Origin of the sequence: Lactobacillus sp. JM1, assembly GCF_009834385.1 — a bacterium.
GTDB lineage: Bacteria > Bacillota > Bacilli > Lactobacillales > Lactobacillaceae > Lactobacillus > Lactobacillus paragasseri.
Map to the genome: position 1 here is coordinate 194,440 of NZ_CP044412.1, position 17,812 is coordinate 212,251.

The following is a 17,812-nucleotide window of genomic DNA, read 5'->3' on the forward strand; positions in this document are numbered from 1 at the left end:
TGAATTACAAGCAAAAGCAAATTTTGTAGGGTTTATTGGAAGTTTTCTACATCTTGTTTAGTGTATGAATCAATTGTAGTGTGACCATTATTAGCAGCTGATCTCATGAAGTTAACTACTTTTTGGTCAGACCAAGAGCTAGTATCAACACCAAGTGAACTTAATTGGTTACGAGTTTGTGCAATTACTCGACCAGTAACTGTTTGACCATCTATCATCATGCCACTATTTGAGTTTGATGAAGAATTAGTATTTGAGCTATTGTTAGCATTACTATTTGAAGTGGTAGCATGGGATGATTGTTTGCTTGCTGCAGAGTTGTTTTGAGTGTTAGCAGTATTTGAATTACTTTGGTTAGAGCTAGAACTAGTATTGGTATTACTACTATTAGATGAATTAGATTTTGAACTAGTAGATTTGTGTGAAGTAGTTGCTTCATCGTCATCATTAGCATCTAAATTATCAGTATCAATATCGTCGTTAACGTCTTCGCCATTTAATTTAGCATTAGCAACTTTACGTAAATGCTTTACATTTTTCTTTACTTTTTTGTAGTACTTACCATTAATGTAAGATAAATCTAAAATTTGATCGCAAGATTCAACTGTTGCTTGATAGTTACCATCACGATAGCTTAATTTAGCTTGCTTGTATAAAGGATTGATATCGTGAGTGATATGGTCTTGTACCTTGTTAATCGTCTTATAAAGCTTAGCAGCTTGCTTAGTCATTACAGAATAGCCATTAGTTTTGTTAGCTGCCTTGTCTAATTCACCTAAAGCATCTTTAAATTCGTACTCTCTGATTTCTTCTTGAGCATCCTTCATAGCGCCTGCTTGATCGGCATAGGCTTTTGATTCAGAAGTTGCTTTTACATCGTGAGCATCTTCAAATTTTTCTTCAGCTGCTTCGTACTTTTGACTAGAGGCAGCATCTTTTCCTTGACTCATATAAGTAGTGTACTTGTCTGAGCCATTATTAGATGAGCTATTTGATGAATTAGAACATCCAACTGCGAATAAGGTAATAAAGAATGCCATAATGGAAACTCCGATTTTTGATCGTTTCATTGTTTCTTCCTCCTATAAAAATGAATTTATCTTACTTAAATTATACCAAATTTAACTCATAAAAAATTCATTGAAAAAATTGGCACAAGTCTTTGTGGTAAATCGTTAGTAATAGTGTAAGGCAATTCACCGGTGATGACTTACAAAATATATTTAGTTACTAATTAGATTATCAGAGGTAGAAAAATGGAATTTGTTTTAAAAGATCAATCAGTTCAATTTACTTTTGCAGGTGAAAAATACAGCAATGGTAAGAAAAACAGAATTTTGAAGAACGTTAAAAAGCAAGCTAGTGCTGAAGACGTGATGAAAGTTGGCAAGGCTTTGTCTAAATTGCAAAAAGATGATGGTATTAAAAGTGCTAGATTAATTTCTTATTCAGATATTCAAGCTTAAGAAATGAAAGAATAATATATAGAAAATTTTAAAGGAGAATTCAAAATGACTACTACTAAAACTTTAAGACTTACATTTAAAAATGCTAAAAATAAAAAAGTAAACTTATCATTACCTGATGCAGCAGAAAATTTAACCGAAGAAGAGGTTAAAACTGCCATGAACGAAATCTGTGAAGCTAACTTGTTTGTCAAGGAAGAAGTTGATCAATATCAGGCTCCTTTATCTGCTCAATATGTTGAACGTACAGTTACTTCTGTGTTTGATGATAGTGAAAAGAATTAGAGCAATATTTTATGAGATAAGGGTCTTAATTAAGTTATTAAATAAACTCTTGAAAGGGTAATGTTTCGGCATTACCTTTTTTATTTTGAGACGAAAGTATGTAATTTATGTTACTTTTTTATTTCAGAATGTCTGTTCGGTTGTATCTGACAACTTGCCACACTACAATAAAGGGTGTATGTAAATTGGAGGGAGTTTAAGCAATGAAAAAAAGAACATTCACTGGTATTGCTACCGCGGCACTTATCACAACTGCCGGTATATCAGTTACCAACAACCTTAAACCAGAAAATCCATTAAAAACTGGTGAAGGTACTGTTCAAGCTGCAACATATCAACAAGAATTTTTAAACAAAGCTATTCCAGCTGCTACAACTGCATCATCTAAGTATGGTACTTATACTTCAGTTATGCTTGCTCAAGCAGCGGTCGAATCAGCTTGGGGTCAATCAGGTTTGGCACAATCGCCTAATAATAACTTATTCGGTATTAAGGGCTCTTACAATGGGCAATCAGTAAATATGAATACTGGTGAGTACGGCAGCAATGGTTATTACACTACTAACGCTGGATTTAGAAAGTATCCATCATATACTGAATCATTTGAAGATAATGGCTCTTTATTACGTAACCAAATGGGTAACTATTACTCTGGTACGTGGGTAGAAAATTCAAAGAATTACGCTCAAGCAACTCAAAATGGTTTACAAGGCAAGTATGCAACTGCGCCAAACTATGCTCAGACACTTAATAGTGTTATTGCAGCTAATGGATTTGATAAGTACGATCCCGTTACCCAAGTTGTTAACGAAAATCGTACAGTCGCACAAACCACACCAATTATGAGCGCCCCAGTTGACGCTAGCGTTGGTACTCAAGTTGGTACTGCAAGAACTGGTCAAAACGTAAATGTTACTAAGTACATCACTTATAACAATGGTGTTAAGCGTGCATATATTGGTACTGGCTGGATTAACGCACTTGCATTTAGTCCAATTACTACTAATACAACTACTAAGCAAAATACTGCCGCTAATACTAATAATCAAGCAAGTCAAGCAGTTAAGACGCCAGTAGCACAAACTCAACAAGTTAAGAGTCAAGCACCTGCAGCTCCAGTAAAAACTGCAACTGTAAAAGTAAAGAGTGCCGCTGAAGTTAAAACTCTAGTTCAAGCTACCACTTTAAACGTTAAAACTGAAAATAAAGCAGCACAACCTGTAAAGCAATTAGCTGTTTCATTAGCTGTTGCACCTAAGAAGGTTGAAGTTAAGAAGAACGTTGTGAAAGCTGAACCAGCTAAGACAACTCCAGTGAAAACTGAAACTACTAAAACTGAAAACAAAGAAGTTAAGACTGCAACTCCAGTAGTTAAAACTACTGATACAGTTAAAAAAGTTGAAACTCCAGCAGTTAAACCAGTTGAATCTGTAAAGAAGGAATCAACTCCAGTTGTTAAGACTGCTCCAGTTACTGTAACTAAAGAAGCTGCAAAGACCACCGAAGCTCCAGTAGTTAAACCTAAGAAGGTTGAAGTTAAGGAAATTAAGACAACTCCAGTAACTACTAGTGCTAAAACTGTTGTAAAGCCTGTTCAAAGTTACCAAAGTGCAGTAACTACTGCTGCAAACAATAACTATGGTACTCAATGGATTAGTACTAATACTGCTCCTAAGGCTGCATCTACTGTTTTAATTAAGGTTACTAAGACTGTTGATGTTTTATCAGCACCAGATGGTCAAAAATTAGACCAACAAGTTGAAGCTGGCTCAGAATTTGTTGTTATTGCTTCTAAGTACTACAATGGCAACTTATATTACGAAATTAGTAATGGTAAATGGATTATGGCAAAATATACTACTCAAGAAGCACAAATTACTGCAAAATCTGGTGTATTAACTATTAATTCTAAGCCAGACTATGGTGTACCAGTATGGCGTGTTCCAGGTCAAGATCAAATTGCTGGTAAGTTCTTGAAAGACGGCTCAAGCTGGAGATACTTCCGTGTAGCAAACGTTCAAGGACAAACTTGGTATGACCTTGGCGGAAATCAATGGGTATCTGCCAAGTCTGTACTAGTTCGTTAATGTATAAATTGGGATAGAATTTAATTCATTAAAATTTTTTGGAGGAGAAGTTTTTAATGCGTTCAACAAATAAAAAATTTATTAGTGCATTGGCTTGTGCTAGTGCTATGACAGCTTTGGCAATTGCTGATCCAATGGGTATTACTAAGACCCATCAAGTAGTACAGGCTGCAACTGATAATGTACCTGCAAAATCTGCAGGTGTGGATGTTTCAAGCTGGCAAGGTACTAATTTGACTCAACAAGCTAAGTCAGGTGCTAAATTTGCTGTAGTTAAAGTATCTGAAAGTACAAACTACCAAAACCCACATGCTCAAGGTCAAATTAATAATGCTGAACAAAACAATATGATGCCAATGGGTTACCACTATGCTCACTTTGGTGCTGATAGCAACAGAGCTGTTCAAGAAGGTAATTATGCTGTTAATTCAGCTCAACAAGCTGGTTTGCCACAAGGTTCATATTTAGCAGCTGACTGGGAACAAGATGCACATAACAACACTAACGGTGGTCGTGAAGCAAGTGCTAACGCAATTACTAGCTTTATGGATACTGTTCACAATGGTGGCTATAACCTAATGCTTTATTCAAGTGAATGGTTATTAAAGGCTAAGGTTGATACTAACAAGGTTACTCAAAAGTATCCAAATTCATTATGGGTAGCTTCTTATAAAACTATGGGTCGTCAAGATCAACCTGACTATAACTACTTCCCATCAATGAATAATGTTGCTATTTGGCAGTATACTCAAAATTGGCGTGGTCAAAACGTTGACGGAAATGTTAACGTACTCCCTCTTTCAAATAAGAGTAACAACGCTAGCCAAGCTAACACCAATACTTCGAACGTTCATACTAATGGCCAAAGCAGTAGTCAAGCCCCTTCGAATCCATTTGTTAATACTTCTAACAAGGCAGTTAATACTAACTGGGTTAAACAAGAAGGTACTTTCACTACTGGTGGTGCAATTAACTTGAGAACAGGTGCAAGTACTAATAGTAGTATCATTGCTCAACTTCCAGCAAACAGTGAAGTTAAATACGATGCTTATAGCACTAGGGGTAACTACACATGGTTAAGACAGCCACGTGCTAACAACCAATATGGCTACTTAGTGGGACGCGCAAATGGTCAAGATTGGGGTACTTTTAAAGTTGCTCCAGTTACTAACCATGTAACTAAACCAACTACTAACACTGTTAAGCCAGCTAACAAGCCAAGTCAACCAGTACACGTAAATACAAACAATAATGTAAACAATAACTGGACTAAGCAAAACGGTGTATTTATTACCGGTGGAGCAATTAACTTAAGAACAGGTGCAAGCACCAATAGTAAGGTAATTGCATTATTACCAACCAATACTGAAATTAAATACGATGCTTACCGCACTGAAGGCCAATATACATGGTTGAGACAACCACGTGCAAATGGTCAATACGGTTATTTAGTAGGACGTGATAATGGTCGTGCATGGGGCACTTTCAAAGCAGGTTCTGCTACTTCAACTAAACCAGCAACTAATAATAAGCCTGCACAAAACACTAACAAGCCAAGTCAACCAGTACACACTAATACAAGCAATAATGTAAATAGTAACTGGACTAAGCAAAATGGCCTATTTATCACAGGCGGCGCAATCAACTTAAGAACAGGCGCAAGCACTAACAGTAAGGTAATTGCATTATTGCCAACAAATACTGAAATTAAATACGATGCTTACCGTACTGAAGGTCAATATACCTGGTTAAGACAACCACGTGCAAACGGTCAATACGGTTACTTAGTAGGACGTAACAATGGCAATGCATGGGGCACATTCAAGGTCGGTTCCGCTACTTCAACTAAACCAGTAACAAATAATAAGCCTGCACAAAATACTAACAAGCCAAGTCAACCAGTACATACTAATACAAACAACAATGTAAAGAGTGACTGGACTAAACAAAATGGCGTATTTATTACCGGTGGCGCAATTAACTTAAGAACAGGTGCAAGCACTAACAGCAAGGTAATTGCATTACTTCCAACAAACACTGAAATTAAGTACGATGCTTACCGTACTACTGGTCAATACACATGGTTAAGACAACCACGTGCAAATGGCCAATACGGTTACTTAGTAGGACGTAACAACGGCAATGCATGGGGCACTTTCAAAGCAGGTTCTGCTAAGGCTACAACTCCTGTTGTTCACCAAAATACTCAAAAAGTAGTAGCTACAACTAACAATAATGCTACTTGGACTAAGCAAAACGGTACTTTCATTACCGGTGGCGCAATCAATTTGAGAACAGGTGCAAGTACCAAGAGTCCAATTATTGAAACTTTACCAATCAACACTGTAATTAAGTATGATGCTTACTACCGTGCTGGTAAATATGTATGGTTAAGACAACCACGTGCCAACGGTCAATACGGCTATTTAGTAGGTCGTTTAAACAACCAAGCATGGGGAACTTACAGATAGTTTTCAAAAATAAATGAATAACTTGAAAAGACATGATCCGAATAGGAATCATGTCTTTTTTGTCTTATAATAAATTATGAAAAAAGTATGGAGGACATAGTTTTGATTTATACAGTAACTTTAGATCCTAGCGAAAGTGTAGTAGGTAAGGGAATTAATATTTCACTTGTTTTAAAGAAATTAGGTATTGAATCGATTGCAACTGGTATTGTGAATCATAAAAACGTAGAACAAGTTGCAGAAGAACTTGATAAAGCAGAGATTGAAAATCAATTTATTGAACAAAAGCGTGGAATTAAGATCACCGCTAAAAATCAACAAAAGTTATTAGATTATTTGAAAGTCTTAAAAGCCGGCGACATTTTAGTTATTGCCGGTGGTTTTGCCAAAGGAATTGATCCAGTTTACTTAACCGATCTTGCTAAAGTAGCTGATAAAAAGGCAGCAGGCTTAGTAGTGGATGTTCCTTATGAAAACGTACTTGATATCTTACCAATGAATCCTTTATTGATTAAGCCAAATGAAACGGAATTAAAGCATTGGTTTGAAAAAGATAATCAAAAGGTAACTACGAAGGAATTAATTAATATGGCGCATGACTTAGTAGTTAAGGGTGCACAGCATGTTCTTTTGTCTTTAGGTGCAAATGGCGCTGCAATTGTTAATATGATGGATGCCCTGATGGCACATGCACCTGAAATTGAAGAAGTAGTTGATAGTACGGGTAGTGGTGATGCGCTCCTTGGTACTTTTCTTGCCGGGATGCTAAAAGGCTATATGCCAGTTAAAAATTTGTCAGATGCAATCGCAGCAGGAAGCGATACAGCTCGAAGCGACTGGCTTACTGATTTTAGAACTACACCAGCACTTCAAAAGCAGGTAATTGCAAGACGTATTACCTTTGAAGAAGCAGAATAAAGAAAATAAGTTGGCTTTTTAGGGCCGACTTATTTTTTGATGCTTTTTTTAGTATAATGACAGTAATTTTATAATAAGGGAGAAGAAAAGTGGACTTATCTCTATTTATTGTTAGTCTAGCTGCTCTAGTTATTCCAATTATTATGGCACGGTTCAAGATCAATGCTATTCCAACTGCCGTTGCTGAAATTGTAACTGGAATAATTTTAGGTAAGAGCTTATTAAATACAATTAAAATTACCAGTAGCGTATCACTTCTATCGAATTTAGGCGTGATATTACTGATGTTTCTATCTGGAATGGAAATCAATTTTGACTTATTCAAGAAAAAAGATTTACCTGATACTAAGCAAAGTAGCATTAATCCAGCTCGGATAGCAGTTTTTTCTTTCGCAATGATTACAGCTATGGCACTTATTTTAGCTGAGGCATTAAAATTAATCGGACTCTTTAGCGATGTAATGCTAGCAATGATCATCTTTATGACTGTAGCTTTAGGAGTGGTTATTGCAACCTTAAAAGAAAAAGAAATCTTATCTCGTCCAATTGGACAAACAATTTTGCTAACGGCAGTTTTAGGAGAAGTAATACCATTACTGCTTTTAACTATCTATGCTTCGATTAATGGTGGTAATGCAGGAAAATTATGGTTAATCATTTTATTATTCCTAGTGGCAATTCTTTTACTAAAAAGATTTAAACAGCCATATCAATGGTTTAACCGAATATCTAAATCTACTACGCAATTGGATATTAGACTAGCCTTCTTCTTAATTTTCACTTTAGTGACAGTTGCCGAACGAGTAGGTGCTGAAAATATTCTTGGAGCCTTCTTAGCCGGAATGGTTATGAAATTACTTGAACCAAGCGAAGCAACGATGGATAAATTAACTTCTATTGGTTATGGCTTTTTTATTCCAATTTTCTTTATTACAACTGGTGTTAAGCTAGATCTTAAGACTTTAATCACTAATCCGAATGCCTTAATGTTAATTCCAGTTTTGGTTTTATTCCTGCTTTTATCAAAGCTGCCAATCTTTTTAGTTTATGTTCGTAGCTTTAATAAGCGTAATAGTATTGCAGGAACATTTTTAATTATGACTACAATTACGATCGTGCTTCCAACGTTAGAAGTTGCTCGTAAGTTAAATGCAATTACAGAAACTCAATCAGATGCCTTTATTTTAGCAGCCGTTGTGGTATGTATTTTAGGACCAATTTTGTTTAACTCAATCTTTAAGCTGACTAAAGAAGATAAGATTAAGCAAAGAGTTGTTATTATGGGAACAAATGTGATGACTGTACCGGTTGCGCAGGAATTACATGATAACTGGTACGACGTTCTTTTAGTAACTCATAAGCAAGAAAATTATGATACTTATAAGAGTAAGGTCGCTAATTTAAAGTTGATTTCAAGTCTTGAAGAAACTTGTTTAGAAAAAGCCGGCGTCTTTAACTGTGATATTTTGGTCGCTGGATTTATTGAAGATGAATTGAACCGTAAAATTGCTCGAATGGCTAAAGAACATGGCGTTCAAAGAGTAATTGCAAGTCAAGAGCGACCAAAGCCAGAAACGATTAAGAACTTAACCAATGAAAAGATTGAAATCTATAATCTCTTTAATGTTCAAACTTCAGTTTTACGTGCTTTGATTGAATCGCCATCTATTCTAAGAATTCTAACTGATACTAAGAACGGTCTTTTTGAAGTTACGGTTAGAAATCATAAATATGCTGGTCAAAAGTTGATGAATCTTGACTTTATTGAACAAATGACGGTAAGTCGAATTTGGAGAAATGGTACTTGGTTAGTACCGCATGGTAATACAATTATTGAAACTGGTGATCATTTAATCTTTACAGCTAAAGGTGAAGATGCAGAAAGAGTACGAGAAGAACTAGGAAGAAAAAATTAATAAAATAAAAGGGCAGGATTTTAATTCCTGTCCTTTTGGTTAACGTTGACTTTTAGCTTCTTGTAAAACAGATAAGGTATTTAAACTATGGACAAAGGCGTGATCAGCTTCTTTGAACTTATGCTGATCAATAATTTTAGTAAATTCAATAAACTCAGCCACCATTCGGTGAGAATACTTATTGTTGTTGATAACTTTAACTTCTTGTCCTTTTAATTGCATTCCGACTTTAGGTATTTCATTAGGATGACCATAAATAATAAGTGCACCTTTTTCACCTTCAATAGTGCTGACATTAGGTGAAAAACTGTCTTTAGCGGCGATTGAACTAGCTTGTTTGTCAGAATAACTGAGGTGCAGGATGCCTGAGGTGTCGATATTTTTCTGCATTGTAGGGAAATAATTGATAGATTCTGGCTTACCAAATAACTTGATAATAATATGCAAATTGTAAATTCCTAGATCCATCAAAGCGCCACCGTCTTTTTTAGGATCAAAGGCTGGTTGAATATCTCCAGCTAGAAAGGCATCATAACGGCTAGAATATTGAGTGTAATTAAGGTTAACTACGTGAATTGGAGCAATTTTATCTAGATTTTCTTCGATAAATTTAAAGTTTTCTAAATAAATGTTAGTTATGGCTTCAATAATGATCAACTTCTTTTGATCAGCGACTGCTTTTAATTCTCTTGCTTCATCAACAGTTGCAACAAAAGGCTTTTCGCAAATAACATTTTTACCTGCTTCAAGGGCTTCTTTTGAAATAGAAAAGTGCAAACTGTTTGGTACCGCTACATAAACAGTATCAACATCAGGATCATTAAATAAGTCAGCATTATTATCGTACAATTTATTAATCTGATACTCTTTTTGTAAATCTAGGCCAATTTTATGACTTCTCTTAGTAGTTGCAAGAGCTGTAAGTTCGAGATCGGGAATTTGATCAGCAATTGTTAGAAAATCATGGACAATTTTTCCAGAACCAATAATACCTAATTTCATAAGTTTCTCCTTTAATTTGATTTAATATTTAGTTTTTTTGCATTTTTAGTAACCGAGGTTGGAATCTTTAGTTTCTTAACTTGGTTAACATCATATAAATGAAGTGATAAGGTGCCTTCTTTTTTACTATAGTACGTAACTTTGTAGTATAGATCGGTTAGTTCTTTTTGGCGGTTAACCTTAACTCGAAGTTCAATTCTTTTTACATTACTTGACTGCGGGTCACTTGTGGAAGCTACTGAAGTGGCTTTTTGCATGCTTTTAATGACATCTTGATCATCGCCATGGTAAAAAATTACATAGCCATTGAAGCCATTAGATTTGAGTTTTAACTGCTTAAAAGCATCATCAGAGAATTGCTTGAAGTTATGAGCTGTATAGAGTTTTTTGTAGCCAGAGTAAACTTCATTAAAGATTGCATTTTGCTTAATATAATTCCACGTTTCATTATTATCACGATGGTAGACATAGTGATCGTTAGTCCAGAGCTCGGAATTTGTATCTGATTTTGGAATGCTTTTCATTGTGATATGAATTGTATTATTAGGACCAACGACGTAATTTGAGTACATTTTGCCTTTTGAATTGGTAGTTTTAACATCAACACGAGCTGTTTTGATAGCAGTATCTGCTGCTTTGGTTAAGGCAGCTTTAGGACTAGGCTTGCCAAAGGCTAAGATGGCACCCCAAATAATTACTACTAAAATAATAATGGCTAAAATTAAAGCGGCAATTTTGCCGCCTTGATTGTTAGGAAAAATAATCTTTTTATTTTTTGCTTTATTTTTCTGCATTAGTTTTTCTTTCTAAAATGATTATTGATTGTTTTGCTCAGCTTGAGCTTTCTTGATCTCTTCAGCGTCAATCGCATTCTTCTGAATATCAGCAGGAACTGCTAAGTCGGTATGTTGGCCAAGTTGATCATAAGTTAAGTTCCAAGTGAAGTTGTATTTTCCACCAGCAGTGTATTGAGCCTTGAAAGTCATCGACTCAATCTTTTTTGTTGCAGGATCAACTAAATAAGTAACTTTTAAGTTCTGTACTTGAGCTGATTTAACTAGACGAGCTACTTGCATGTTTTGTGAACCTGGAGTGTTCATAGCGTCAATGACAAGTGAATTAACTGCATTCCATAGGCTAGAATCAGTACCATTAAAGCTGATTTCATAGTTGCCGTTTTTCTTTTGAACAGTAGCCTTTTTAACAAGTGCTTTATTGATTTTCTTAAAAGTTGCAGGATCAAATCTTTCTTTTACTTGATCTGGATCAAAAGTATCGGCATTAACCGAATTTTTAATCCAGTGCCCTTTATTTTGCTCTAAAAGAAGGTACATGTCTTTTTTAGTTAACCACATTTGTTCCGTTTGTGATTTTTTCTTTTGAGTCAAGGTGTAAGTAAGATTCGTTACATCGCCTTTATCTTTAAAAAGACCTTCCGATTTTGATTTTTGACTCATTTCATCAGAATTAATTGTTTGAGTGAAATGACCGCTGGCTAAGCTAGAATTAAATTTGGCATTAATTAGTGAACTTGCAGAAGGCTCAGGATTAGTTTTTGATTTACTGGTATTCTTTGAACAAGCTGTAGTTATAGAAACTAAAATTGCTCCCAATAAAAGTAGCAAGCCGAATTTTTTCTTCATAAAAATATTCCCCCAATAAATGTATCTATCGTATACTATTTTACTCTATTTTCTGTTGAAAAAAGTATTATAAGAGCTTAACTTTAGTGCTTTTTAAGGACATTTAAAATATTTCGTAACTTACTACCCTTGACTTGCAAATTTTTAACTGCTTGTGTTACTTCGATGCAACCAATATATTTTCCATCTTCGTTGTGGAGACTATAGAAAGAAATATTTATCGGCTGTTCATCTTTAGTGATCATAATTGAAATATTTTTACGATTACCTGCGTGCATTTGGTTTAAAACTTCTTTAACGTGTCTTTGGCTATGGCCGGGATGCACCTCAAAAACAGTTTTACCAATATCTTTTTTTGTTCGCTTGAAGAGGCGATTTTTATTCATTGATGACCAGACAATGCGGTCATTTTCATCTAAAACGTCCATTTCTTGTGGAATAGTTCTAAAGATTGCATTTAGCTGTTCAAGTGAGAGATGACCTCCGTCTAAATTGATATTATCCATAGGTAATTCTTCCAATCTATCCAAATTAATATATCTATTGTTATTTTAACATTAAAAAATTGTGGATTAATAAAGCTTTTTTTCGTAATTCCTATGAAAATTTCTCATAAGCGTGTAAAATAGTTAATGAAACATTGAATTTTAAAGGAGATACAGTTCATGTCGAAATTAGTTTTAATTCGTCACGGTCAAAGTGAATGGAACCTTTCTAACCAATTTACTGGTTGGGTTGATGTAAACCTTTCAGAAAAAGGTGTTGAAGAAGCTAAGAAGGCTGGTCGTTTAATTAAGGAACACGGTCTTGAATTTGATCAAGCTTACACTTCATTATTAACTCGTGCTATCAAGACTTTGCACTACGCACTTGAAGAAAGTGACCAACTTTGGATTCCAGAAACTAAGACTTGGAGATTAAATGAACGTCATTACGGTGCTCTTCAAGGTTTAAACAAGAAAGCTACTGCTGAAAAATATGGTGATGAACAAGTTCACATTTGGCGTCGTTCATACGATGTTTTGCCACCAGCTATTGATGATGACAACGAATTTAGTCAAGCACATGACCGCCGTTACGCAAACTTGGATCCACACATCGTTCCTAAGGCAGAAAACTTACACGTATGTCTTGACCGTGTAATGCCATTCTGGGAAGATCACATTGCTCCAGATTTACTTGACGGCAAGAACGTTATTATTGCTGCACATGGTAACTCACTTCGTGCTTTAACTAAGTACATTGAAAACATCTCAGATGATGATATCATGAACTTAGAAATGAAGACTGGTGAACCAGTTGTTTACACATTTGACGACAAGTTAGATGTTGTTAACAAGGAAAAGCTTGACGACTAATTTTTAGTTATTGAGTATTAAAGAACTCCGACGAAAGTCGGAGTTTTTTTGTTATAAAAAATTTTTTACTCTTTTGCGTAATTAAATATGTAGCAAAAATTTATAATTTATGCGCATGTGTGTATAATTATTAGCAAGGAGAGAAAAATTGGTTAAGCGAAGAGACATCATCAAGGATCTACTTAGTAAGGGAATGATAATTGATGAAGGTAAGAGAAATAATAGACACGCCCGAGTGGTAAATCCCTCAAATGGGATGAAAGCACCTTTAGCTCGCCATAGGGAAATATCATTTTTTACAGTTAAGGCACTTTATAAGGAATTAGGTCTTGAGGTGCCTGATAATTTAAATAGATAATGATTGGAGAAAAGATTGATATGAAAAAAAGAATCGTAACTTATCCAGCAATTTTTAAGCCAATTGCAAAAGATGTTTACTTTATCAGTTTTCCCGACGTTAAAGGTGCTATAACAGAAGGACATGGATTGGCAGATGCTTTTGATATGGCTTCTGATGCATTAGCAACAGTTTTATTTGATGAAAAAGAATTTCCAAAAATGACTGATCCTTCAAAAATTAAGGTTAATGATGAAGGAGCTTTTGTTGCTTTGGTATCAGCTGATTTGTCAAAAGCAGCTTCTAATTTTGAAAAAACAATTCGCAAAAATGTAACAGTTCCTTTGAATCTAGCAACAGAAGCTGAAAAACATCATTTGAATTTTTCTAAAGTACTAACAGAAGCTTTGAGAAAAAAGTTAAGTTATCAGAATTAAAAAATAAGCAAAAAGCCTCCCAAACGGGAGGCTTTTTAAGTGTGACTATTATATTTTTATATTTAAGTTTTGATTTAACTAAGAGCTAGTCTTATAATTTTTACCAACTAGCCTTACGTACACCAGGAAGTTGTCCCTTATGTGCTAGTTCTTTGAAGCGTAAACGTGACATACCAAACTTACGCATATAACCATGTGGTCTACCATCGTGTAAATCACGGTTGTGGTAGTGAGTTGGATGAGCATCAAGTGGCAGTTTCGCTAATGCTTCTACGTCACCAGCTTCTTTTAATTCGTAGTATTTTTTAATTAATTCGCGCTGCTTAGCAGCTTTAACAATTTTTGATTTTTTTGCCATATATCTTTCCTTTCGAATATAGAATTTGAATGTGATAAAGATTAACTATAATAATTTGGGCTAACTTAAAGTAAGCCTATTGTATTAAATTATTAATAATTTGTCAAAAAGAAAGTATTTTAAAAAGAATTAGTTTAAAATAAGTAATGATTGATTAAAGAAGGGAAAAGAAGCCGTGGGTATTTTTAAAAGAATACTTCATAATGAAGACTTGCGACAGCTGATTATTTATGTATTAATTGGTGTGTTAGGATTAGGTGTTGATTTTGGAATTTTCGCACTCCTTACCCATTTTAAGATGCAAGTCGAAGTAGCTAATTTTATTTCATCATCTTGTGGGTTAATCAATAACTTTTTCTGGAATAGTTTTCTTAACTTTAAGGTTCACGATAAGTTGTTAATAAGATTCGTTTCTTACTATTTAGTTGGACAAATTACGACTTTATTTACTACATTATGTTTATTTATCTTCGTAACTCAGTTAGGCTATAATCAACTAATTGTTAAGGCCGTTTCTACATTTATCGCTACCTTAATTCAATTCGTAATTAATAAGTTACTTACATTTAGAAAAATTAAAACTACTAAGTCAAAAGTAGACGTTAGAAAGTAATCAGAAAGCCTGTTAAAATATGAAAAAATTGTCAATTATTGTTCCGTGTTATAACGAAGAGGAATCTGTACCACTTTTTTATCCAGCTGTGAATAAAGTAATGGATACAATTCCAGATTTAGAGCCAGAATATTGGTTCATTAATGATGGTTCAAAAGATAATACTCTTAAGGAAATTAAAGAATTACGTAAAAAAGATCCAGAACATGTTCACTTTGTTTCATTTTCAAGAAACTTTGGTAAGGAGTCTGCGCTTTATGCTGGACTTCAAGCTGCAACTGGAGATTATGTAGTCGTAATGGACGTTGACTTACAAGATCCACCTAAGTTTTTACCACAAATGTATGATTTGATTAAGACTGGAGAATATGACTGTATTGGAACTCGTCGTGTTGACCGTACAGGGGAAGCTAAGTTTAAGTCTTTCTTAAGTGATATGTTCTATAAGGTTGTTAATAAGATCTCTGATACTGAAATTGTACCAGGTGCTCGTGACTACCGAATGATGACTCGTCAAATGGTAAATGCGGTTTTAGATATGCCTGAATACAATCGTTTTTCAAAGGGAATCTTCTCTTGGGTTGGATTTAAGACTAAGTATTTGGACTATCACAATGTTGAACGTGTAGCTGGCGAAAGTGATTGGAACACTTGGAAATTGTTCAAATATGCAATGGACGGAATTGCGGACTTTTCACAAGCACCACTTAACTTAGCTGTTTGGATTGGTACTGGATCATTTGTTTTATCAATTATTGGCTTGATCATTGTGATTATTCGCAGAGCACTCTACCCTGGTTCAAGCATCTTTGGTTGGGCTTCGATGGTATGCATTATTTTGCTGCTGGGTGGTTTGCAACTACTATGCATTGGTATTTTAGGTAAATATATCGGCAGGGTATATATCCAAGTTAAGAATCGACCAATTTATATTATTAAAGAGAAAAAATAAATATGGCAAAAAGTTTCGGAATTATCACCTAAATTCCGAAACTTTTTTTGTGAGATTATAAATTTGAAAAGTGAGATAATCTTAACGAGGGAGAATTTTAGAATGAAAAACTTTAGTCAAAATACGTGGATAAAAATTGCTTTATCTATTCTTGGAGTTTTGGCTGCAATTTTGGTTTATGTGCCTAACTACGCAGCAGTTGATCAGGGACTTAAGGGTAGATGTGCAATTTTCTTTATTATTGCAGTGGTCTTACTCTGGCTACCAATGGAATTAAAAAGCAGTATTTTTGCTTTGAATTTCTATTATGAATTAGGATTGATTTTAATTATTGTCTTTTTAATGACTAATCAAATGGCAATGAATTTCGTTATTGGTCTAGTTATTGCTTTGCTTTTATTAACCTGGATTGGGATGGTAATTTTTAAAAATAATCTTGTCATGAAACAAAAGAATAGTGAATTGTTAATTATTAGGTTAGTGATGATGCTGGTTTTAGCCTATTTGGCCTATATCAGCGGTTTTGCGGCACTAATGGGTGCTGAAATTTTTACTGTACAAGGACAAACTTGGCTACTTATTTTAGGATTTCTACTTTGTGTATACTATCTAGTTTTAGCAGGAAGTATTTGGCAGCCTTGGTTTAGAAGATGGACTTCTTGGATCATGATTTTAGCGGCAGTTGTCCTGCACATGATCTTTGCAAGTGCAACCTCGTTAAATATTATCTTTTTGCCAATAATCGGTGAAATAATTATGCTAATTTTAGTCTGGCGTAGCAATCGGATCTTAATGAAAAAGAAAAGGATTTCATAATTGACTCTTGCCAGACAGTATTAATCCCTGATAGAATAAATTGTTTAAAAGTTTAGGGAGAGATACAAAATTATGAAATATGTTTATTTGTTTTTACCAGCAATTGGCTGGGGACTGATGCCCCTTGTTATTGCTAGTGTAAAGAATAGTACAGTTTATAATCAAATCGTTGGTACAGTTGCAGCTTCATTTATTTTTGGTGCAATTGTAATGGCAATTATGCATCCAGCAATGAGCTGGTCACTATTTTTGCTTTCTGCATTAGGTGGTGCTTGCTGGGTAATTGGTCAAGTTGGTCAATACATTTCTTATGAAAAAATTGGTGTTTCTGAAACAATGCCGATTTCAACTGGTTTGCAGTTGATTGGTGTACCTCTTGTAGGTGTGCTTGCTTTTGGTGAATGGGCTAGTCCGCAAGCTAAGCTTTATGGCTTTATTGGTATTCTAGTATTAATTATTGGAGTTGTTTTAACTTCATTAACTGATCGCGGAACAAGCGAAGGTAATAAGTCTAATCAGATAAGTACAATTATTTTGCTTGTTTTAACTTCACTTGGCTACATTACTTCAAGCTCAATTCCAAAGGCTTTACATGGAAGCAGTATTTCAATCTTCTTTGGTCAAACCTTTGGTATGCTTGTAGCTGTGTTTATCTATACGCTTGTTACTAAAAATTTACATGTTTGGAAAGAAAAATCTACTGTTCAAAGTGGTGGAGCAGGCATTCTATATGCAATTGCTGCTTTAGCTTACATTCTTTCCGTTCAAGATAACGGAGTTAACATGGCCTTCGTTATTTCTCAACTTTGCGTAGTTATTTCTACTTTAGGTGGCTTGATTTTCTTACATGAAAAGAAAACTCGCAACGGTTTGATTTTTACCATTGCAGGCCTAGTTTTAATTATTGGCGGTGCAATGTTAACTACATTATTCTAGAAATGAAAAAAGGCATCCCAGAGGGATGCCTTCTTTGTATCAACTTGTCCTAATTCTTAAATATTTTTAGTATTAGAACACTTTTAATTGTATTAGAACCAAATTAAAAGTCAAGTTAAATACAATAGAGGTTTAAAAGGTATATTGTACGTAAAAATTAAATAACAAATTAAGAAATAAAGAATCCAATAATAAACTATATGTTATCGCTTACAGT

Annotated in this window: 19 protein-coding genes; 13 read left to right on the plus strand and 6 right to left on the minus strand. The window is 34.6% G+C overall.

The features are described from left to right. Positions 1-32: 32 nt before the first annotated feature. Positions 33-1,070, minus strand: coding sequence for a hypothetical protein (locus F3I00_RS00890; protein WP_020806611.1), 1,038 nt, complete (start codon positions 1,068-1,070; stop codon positions 33-35). 186 nt (positions 1,071-1,256) lie between these two features. Between F3I00_RS00890 and F3I00_RS00895 the strand changes: the two genes are divergently transcribed. From F3I00_RS00895 to F3I00_RS00920, 6 genes are all read left to right on the plus strand, one after another. Continuing rightward, positions 1,257-1,466: a hypothetical protein gene (locus tag F3I00_RS00895; RefSeq protein ID WP_003649580.1), complete on the plus strand. Its 210-nt coding sequence runs from the start codon at positions 1,257-1,259 to the stop codon at positions 1,464-1,466. 45 nt (positions 1,467-1,511) lie between these two features. Beyond that, entirely contained in the window at positions 1,512-1,751 is a 240-nt protein-coding gene (locus F3I00_RS00900) for a DUF2922 domain-containing protein (protein WP_003647935.1), read from the plus strand. A gap of 203 nt (positions 1,752-1,954) precedes the next feature. Continuing rightward, on the plus strand, positions 1,955-3,838 hold the full coding sequence (locus tag F3I00_RS00905) for a glycoside hydrolase family 73 protein (protein WP_020806610.1): 1,884 nt from the start codon (positions 1,955-1,957) through the stop codon (positions 3,836-3,838). 56 nt (positions 3,839-3,894) lie between these two features. Continuing rightward, positions 3,895-6,309: a GH25 family lysozyme gene (locus F3I00_RS00910; RefSeq protein WP_020806609.1), complete on the plus strand. Its 2,415-nt coding sequence runs from the start codon at positions 3,895-3,897 to the stop codon at positions 6,307-6,309. Positions 6,310-6,396: 87 nt separating this feature from the next. Beyond that, positions 6,397-7,227 (plus strand): PfkB family carbohydrate kinase, encoded by an 831-nt coding sequence (locus tag F3I00_RS00915; protein ID WP_003649577.1) that lies wholly within the window; start codon positions 6,397-6,399, stop codon positions 7,225-7,227. Positions 7,228-7,316: 89 nt separating this feature from the next. Beyond that, a complete protein-coding gene (locus F3I00_RS00920; RefSeq protein ID WP_020806607.1) occupies positions 7,317-9,143 on the plus strand; it encodes a monovalent cation:proton antiporter family protein in 1,827 nt (608 codons plus the stop codon). A 39-nt stretch (positions 9,144-9,182) separates the two neighbouring features. Here the strand turns inward: F3I00_RS00920 and F3I00_RS00925 are convergent, their stop codons facing one another. The 4 genes from F3I00_RS00925 to F3I00_RS00940 form a co-directional block, all read right to left on the minus strand. After that, the gene (locus tag F3I00_RS00925; RefSeq protein WP_020806606.1) at positions 9,183-10,145 is read right to left on the minus strand and encodes a Gfo/Idh/MocA family protein; all 963 of its coding nucleotides are present in this window, start codon (positions 10,143-10,145) and stop codon (positions 9,183-9,185) included. Between the two features lie 11 nt (positions 10,146-10,156). Further along, positions 10,157-10,939 (minus strand): hypothetical protein, encoded by a 783-nt coding sequence (locus F3I00_RS00930; RefSeq protein ID WP_020806605.1) that lies wholly within the window; start codon positions 10,937-10,939, stop codon positions 10,157-10,159. Between the two features lie 21 nt (positions 10,940-10,960). Continuing rightward, positions 10,961-11,788, minus strand: a complete 828-nt coding sequence (locus tag F3I00_RS00935; RefSeq protein ID WP_020806604.1) for a DUF6612 family protein — start codon at positions 11,786-11,788, stop codon at positions 10,961-10,963. An 83-nt stretch (positions 11,789-11,871) separates the two neighbouring features. Beyond that, the gene (locus F3I00_RS00940; RefSeq protein WP_020806603.1) at positions 11,872-12,294 is read right to left on the minus strand and encodes a PAS domain-containing protein; all 423 of its coding nucleotides are present in this window, start codon (positions 12,292-12,294) and stop codon (positions 11,872-11,874) included. Positions 12,295-12,453: 159 nt separating this feature from the next. Between F3I00_RS00940 and F3I00_RS00945 the strand changes: the two genes are divergently transcribed. The 3 genes from F3I00_RS00945 (at position 12,454) to F3I00_RS00955 (ending at position 13,920) form a co-directional block, all read left to right on the plus strand. After that, complete coding sequence (locus tag F3I00_RS00945) at positions 12,454-13,146, plus strand: 2,3-diphosphoglycerate-dependent phosphoglycerate mutase (protein ID WP_003650693.1); 693 nt, start codon at positions 12,454-12,456, stop codon at positions 13,144-13,146. Between the two features lie 148 nt (positions 13,147-13,294). Continuing rightward, the gene (locus tag F3I00_RS00950; RefSeq protein ID WP_020806602.1) at positions 13,295-13,504 is read left to right on the plus strand and encodes a hypothetical protein; all 210 of its coding nucleotides are present in this window, start codon (positions 13,295-13,297) and stop codon (positions 13,502-13,504) included. 20 nt (positions 13,505-13,524) lie between these two features. After that, on the plus strand, positions 13,525-13,920 hold the full coding sequence (locus F3I00_RS00955) for a type II toxin-antitoxin system HicB family antitoxin (protein WP_024273004.1): 396 nt from the start codon (positions 13,525-13,527) through the stop codon (positions 13,918-13,920). A 100-nt stretch (positions 13,921-14,020) separates the two neighbouring features. On the opposite strand, the gene rpsN is transcribed toward F3I00_RS00955, so the two are convergent. After that, positions 14,021-14,278, minus strand: a complete 258-nt coding sequence (gene rpsN, locus F3I00_RS00960) for a 30S ribosomal protein S14 (RefSeq protein ID WP_003649568.1) — start codon at positions 14,276-14,278, stop codon at positions 14,021-14,023. A 175-nt stretch (positions 14,279-14,453) separates the two neighbouring features. Between rpsN and F3I00_RS00965 the strand changes: the two genes are divergently transcribed. The 4 genes from F3I00_RS00965 to F3I00_RS00980 all read left to right on the plus strand — a co-directional run bounded on the left by F3I00_RS00965 (position 14,454) and on the right by F3I00_RS00980 (position 17,595). Continuing rightward, complete coding sequence (locus F3I00_RS00965) at positions 14,454-14,891, plus strand: GtrA family protein (protein ID WP_003649567.1); 438 nt, start codon at positions 14,454-14,456, stop codon at positions 14,889-14,891. Positions 14,892-14,910: 19 nt separating this feature from the next. After that, entirely contained in the window at positions 14,911-15,843 is a 933-nt protein-coding gene (locus tag F3I00_RS00970) for a glycosyltransferase family 2 protein (RefSeq protein ID WP_003647925.1), read from the plus strand. A gap of 102 nt (positions 15,844-15,945) precedes the next feature. Then, positions 15,946-16,659 carry a hypothetical protein gene (locus F3I00_RS00975; protein WP_020806600.1) on the plus strand — a complete coding sequence of 238 codons (714 nt, stop codon included), beginning with the start codon at positions 15,946-15,948 and terminating at the stop codon, positions 16,657-16,659. Positions 16,660-16,731: 72 nt separating this feature from the next. Then, positions 16,732-17,595: a GRP family sugar transporter gene (locus F3I00_RS00980; RefSeq protein WP_003649565.1), complete on the plus strand. Its 864-nt coding sequence runs from the start codon at positions 16,732-16,734 to the stop codon at positions 17,593-17,595. Positions 17,596-17,812 lie beyond the last annotated feature (217 nt).

What these genes read in the sequence shown, in the direction of transcription:
- F3I00_RS00890 (WP_020806611.1), bottom strand. Translation starts at nt 1,070, where the DNA reads ATGAAACGATCAAAAATCGGAGTTTCCATTATGGCATTCTTTATTACC.
- F3I00_RS00895 (WP_003649580.1), top strand. Translation starts at nt 1,257, where the DNA reads ATGGAATTTGTTTTAAAAGATCAATCAGTTCAATTTACTTTTGCAGGT.
- F3I00_RS00900 (WP_003647935.1), top strand. Translation starts at nt 1,512, where the DNA reads ATGACTACTACTAAAACTTTAAGACTTACATTTAAAAATGCTAAAAAT.
- F3I00_RS00905 (WP_020806610.1), top strand. Translation starts at nt 1,955, where the DNA reads ATGAAAAAAAGAACATTCACTGGTATTGCTACCGCGGCACTTATCACA.
- F3I00_RS00910 (WP_020806609.1), top strand. Translation starts at nt 3,895, where the DNA reads ATGCGTTCAACAAATAAAAAATTTATTAGTGCATTGGCTTGTGCTAGT.
- F3I00_RS00915 (WP_003649577.1), top strand. Translation starts at nt 6,397, where the DNA reads ATGGAGGACATAGTTTTGATTTATACAGTAACTTTAGATCCTAGCGAA.
- F3I00_RS00925 (WP_020806606.1), bottom strand. Translation starts at nt 10,145, where the DNA reads ATGAAATTAGGTATTATTGGTTCTGGAAAAATTGTCCATGATTTTCTA.
- F3I00_RS00930 (WP_020806605.1), bottom strand. Translation starts at nt 10,939, where the DNA reads ATGCAGAAAAATAAAGCAAAAAATAAAAAGATTATTTTTCCTAACAAT.
- F3I00_RS00935 (WP_020806604.1), bottom strand. Translation starts at nt 11,788, where the DNA reads ATGAAGAAAAAATTCGGCTTGCTACTTTTATTGGGAGCAATTTTAGTT.
- F3I00_RS00940 (WP_020806603.1), bottom strand. Translation starts at nt 12,294, where the DNA reads ATGGATAATATCAATTTAGACGGAGGTCATCTCTCACTTGAACAGCTA.
- F3I00_RS00945 (WP_003650693.1), top strand. Translation starts at nt 12,454, where the DNA reads ATGTCGAAATTAGTTTTAATTCGTCACGGTCAAAGTGAATGGAACCTT.
- F3I00_RS00955 (WP_024273004.1), top strand. Translation starts at nt 13,525, where the DNA reads ATGAAAAAAAGAATCGTAACTTATCCAGCAATTTTTAAGCCAATTGCA.
- rpsN (WP_003649568.1), bottom strand. Translation starts at nt 14,278, where the DNA reads ATGGCAAAAAAATCAAAAATTGTTAAAGCTGCTAAGCAGCGCGAATTA.
- F3I00_RS00970 (WP_003647925.1), top strand. Translation starts at nt 14,911, where the DNA reads ATGAAAAAATTGTCAATTATTGTTCCGTGTTATAACGAAGAGGAATCT.
- F3I00_RS00975 (WP_020806600.1), top strand. Translation starts at nt 15,946, where the DNA reads ATGAAAAACTTTAGTCAAAATACGTGGATAAAAATTGCTTTATCTATT.
- F3I00_RS00980 (WP_003649565.1), top strand. Translation starts at nt 16,732, where the DNA reads ATGAAATATGTTTATTTGTTTTTACCAGCAATTGGCTGGGGACTGATG.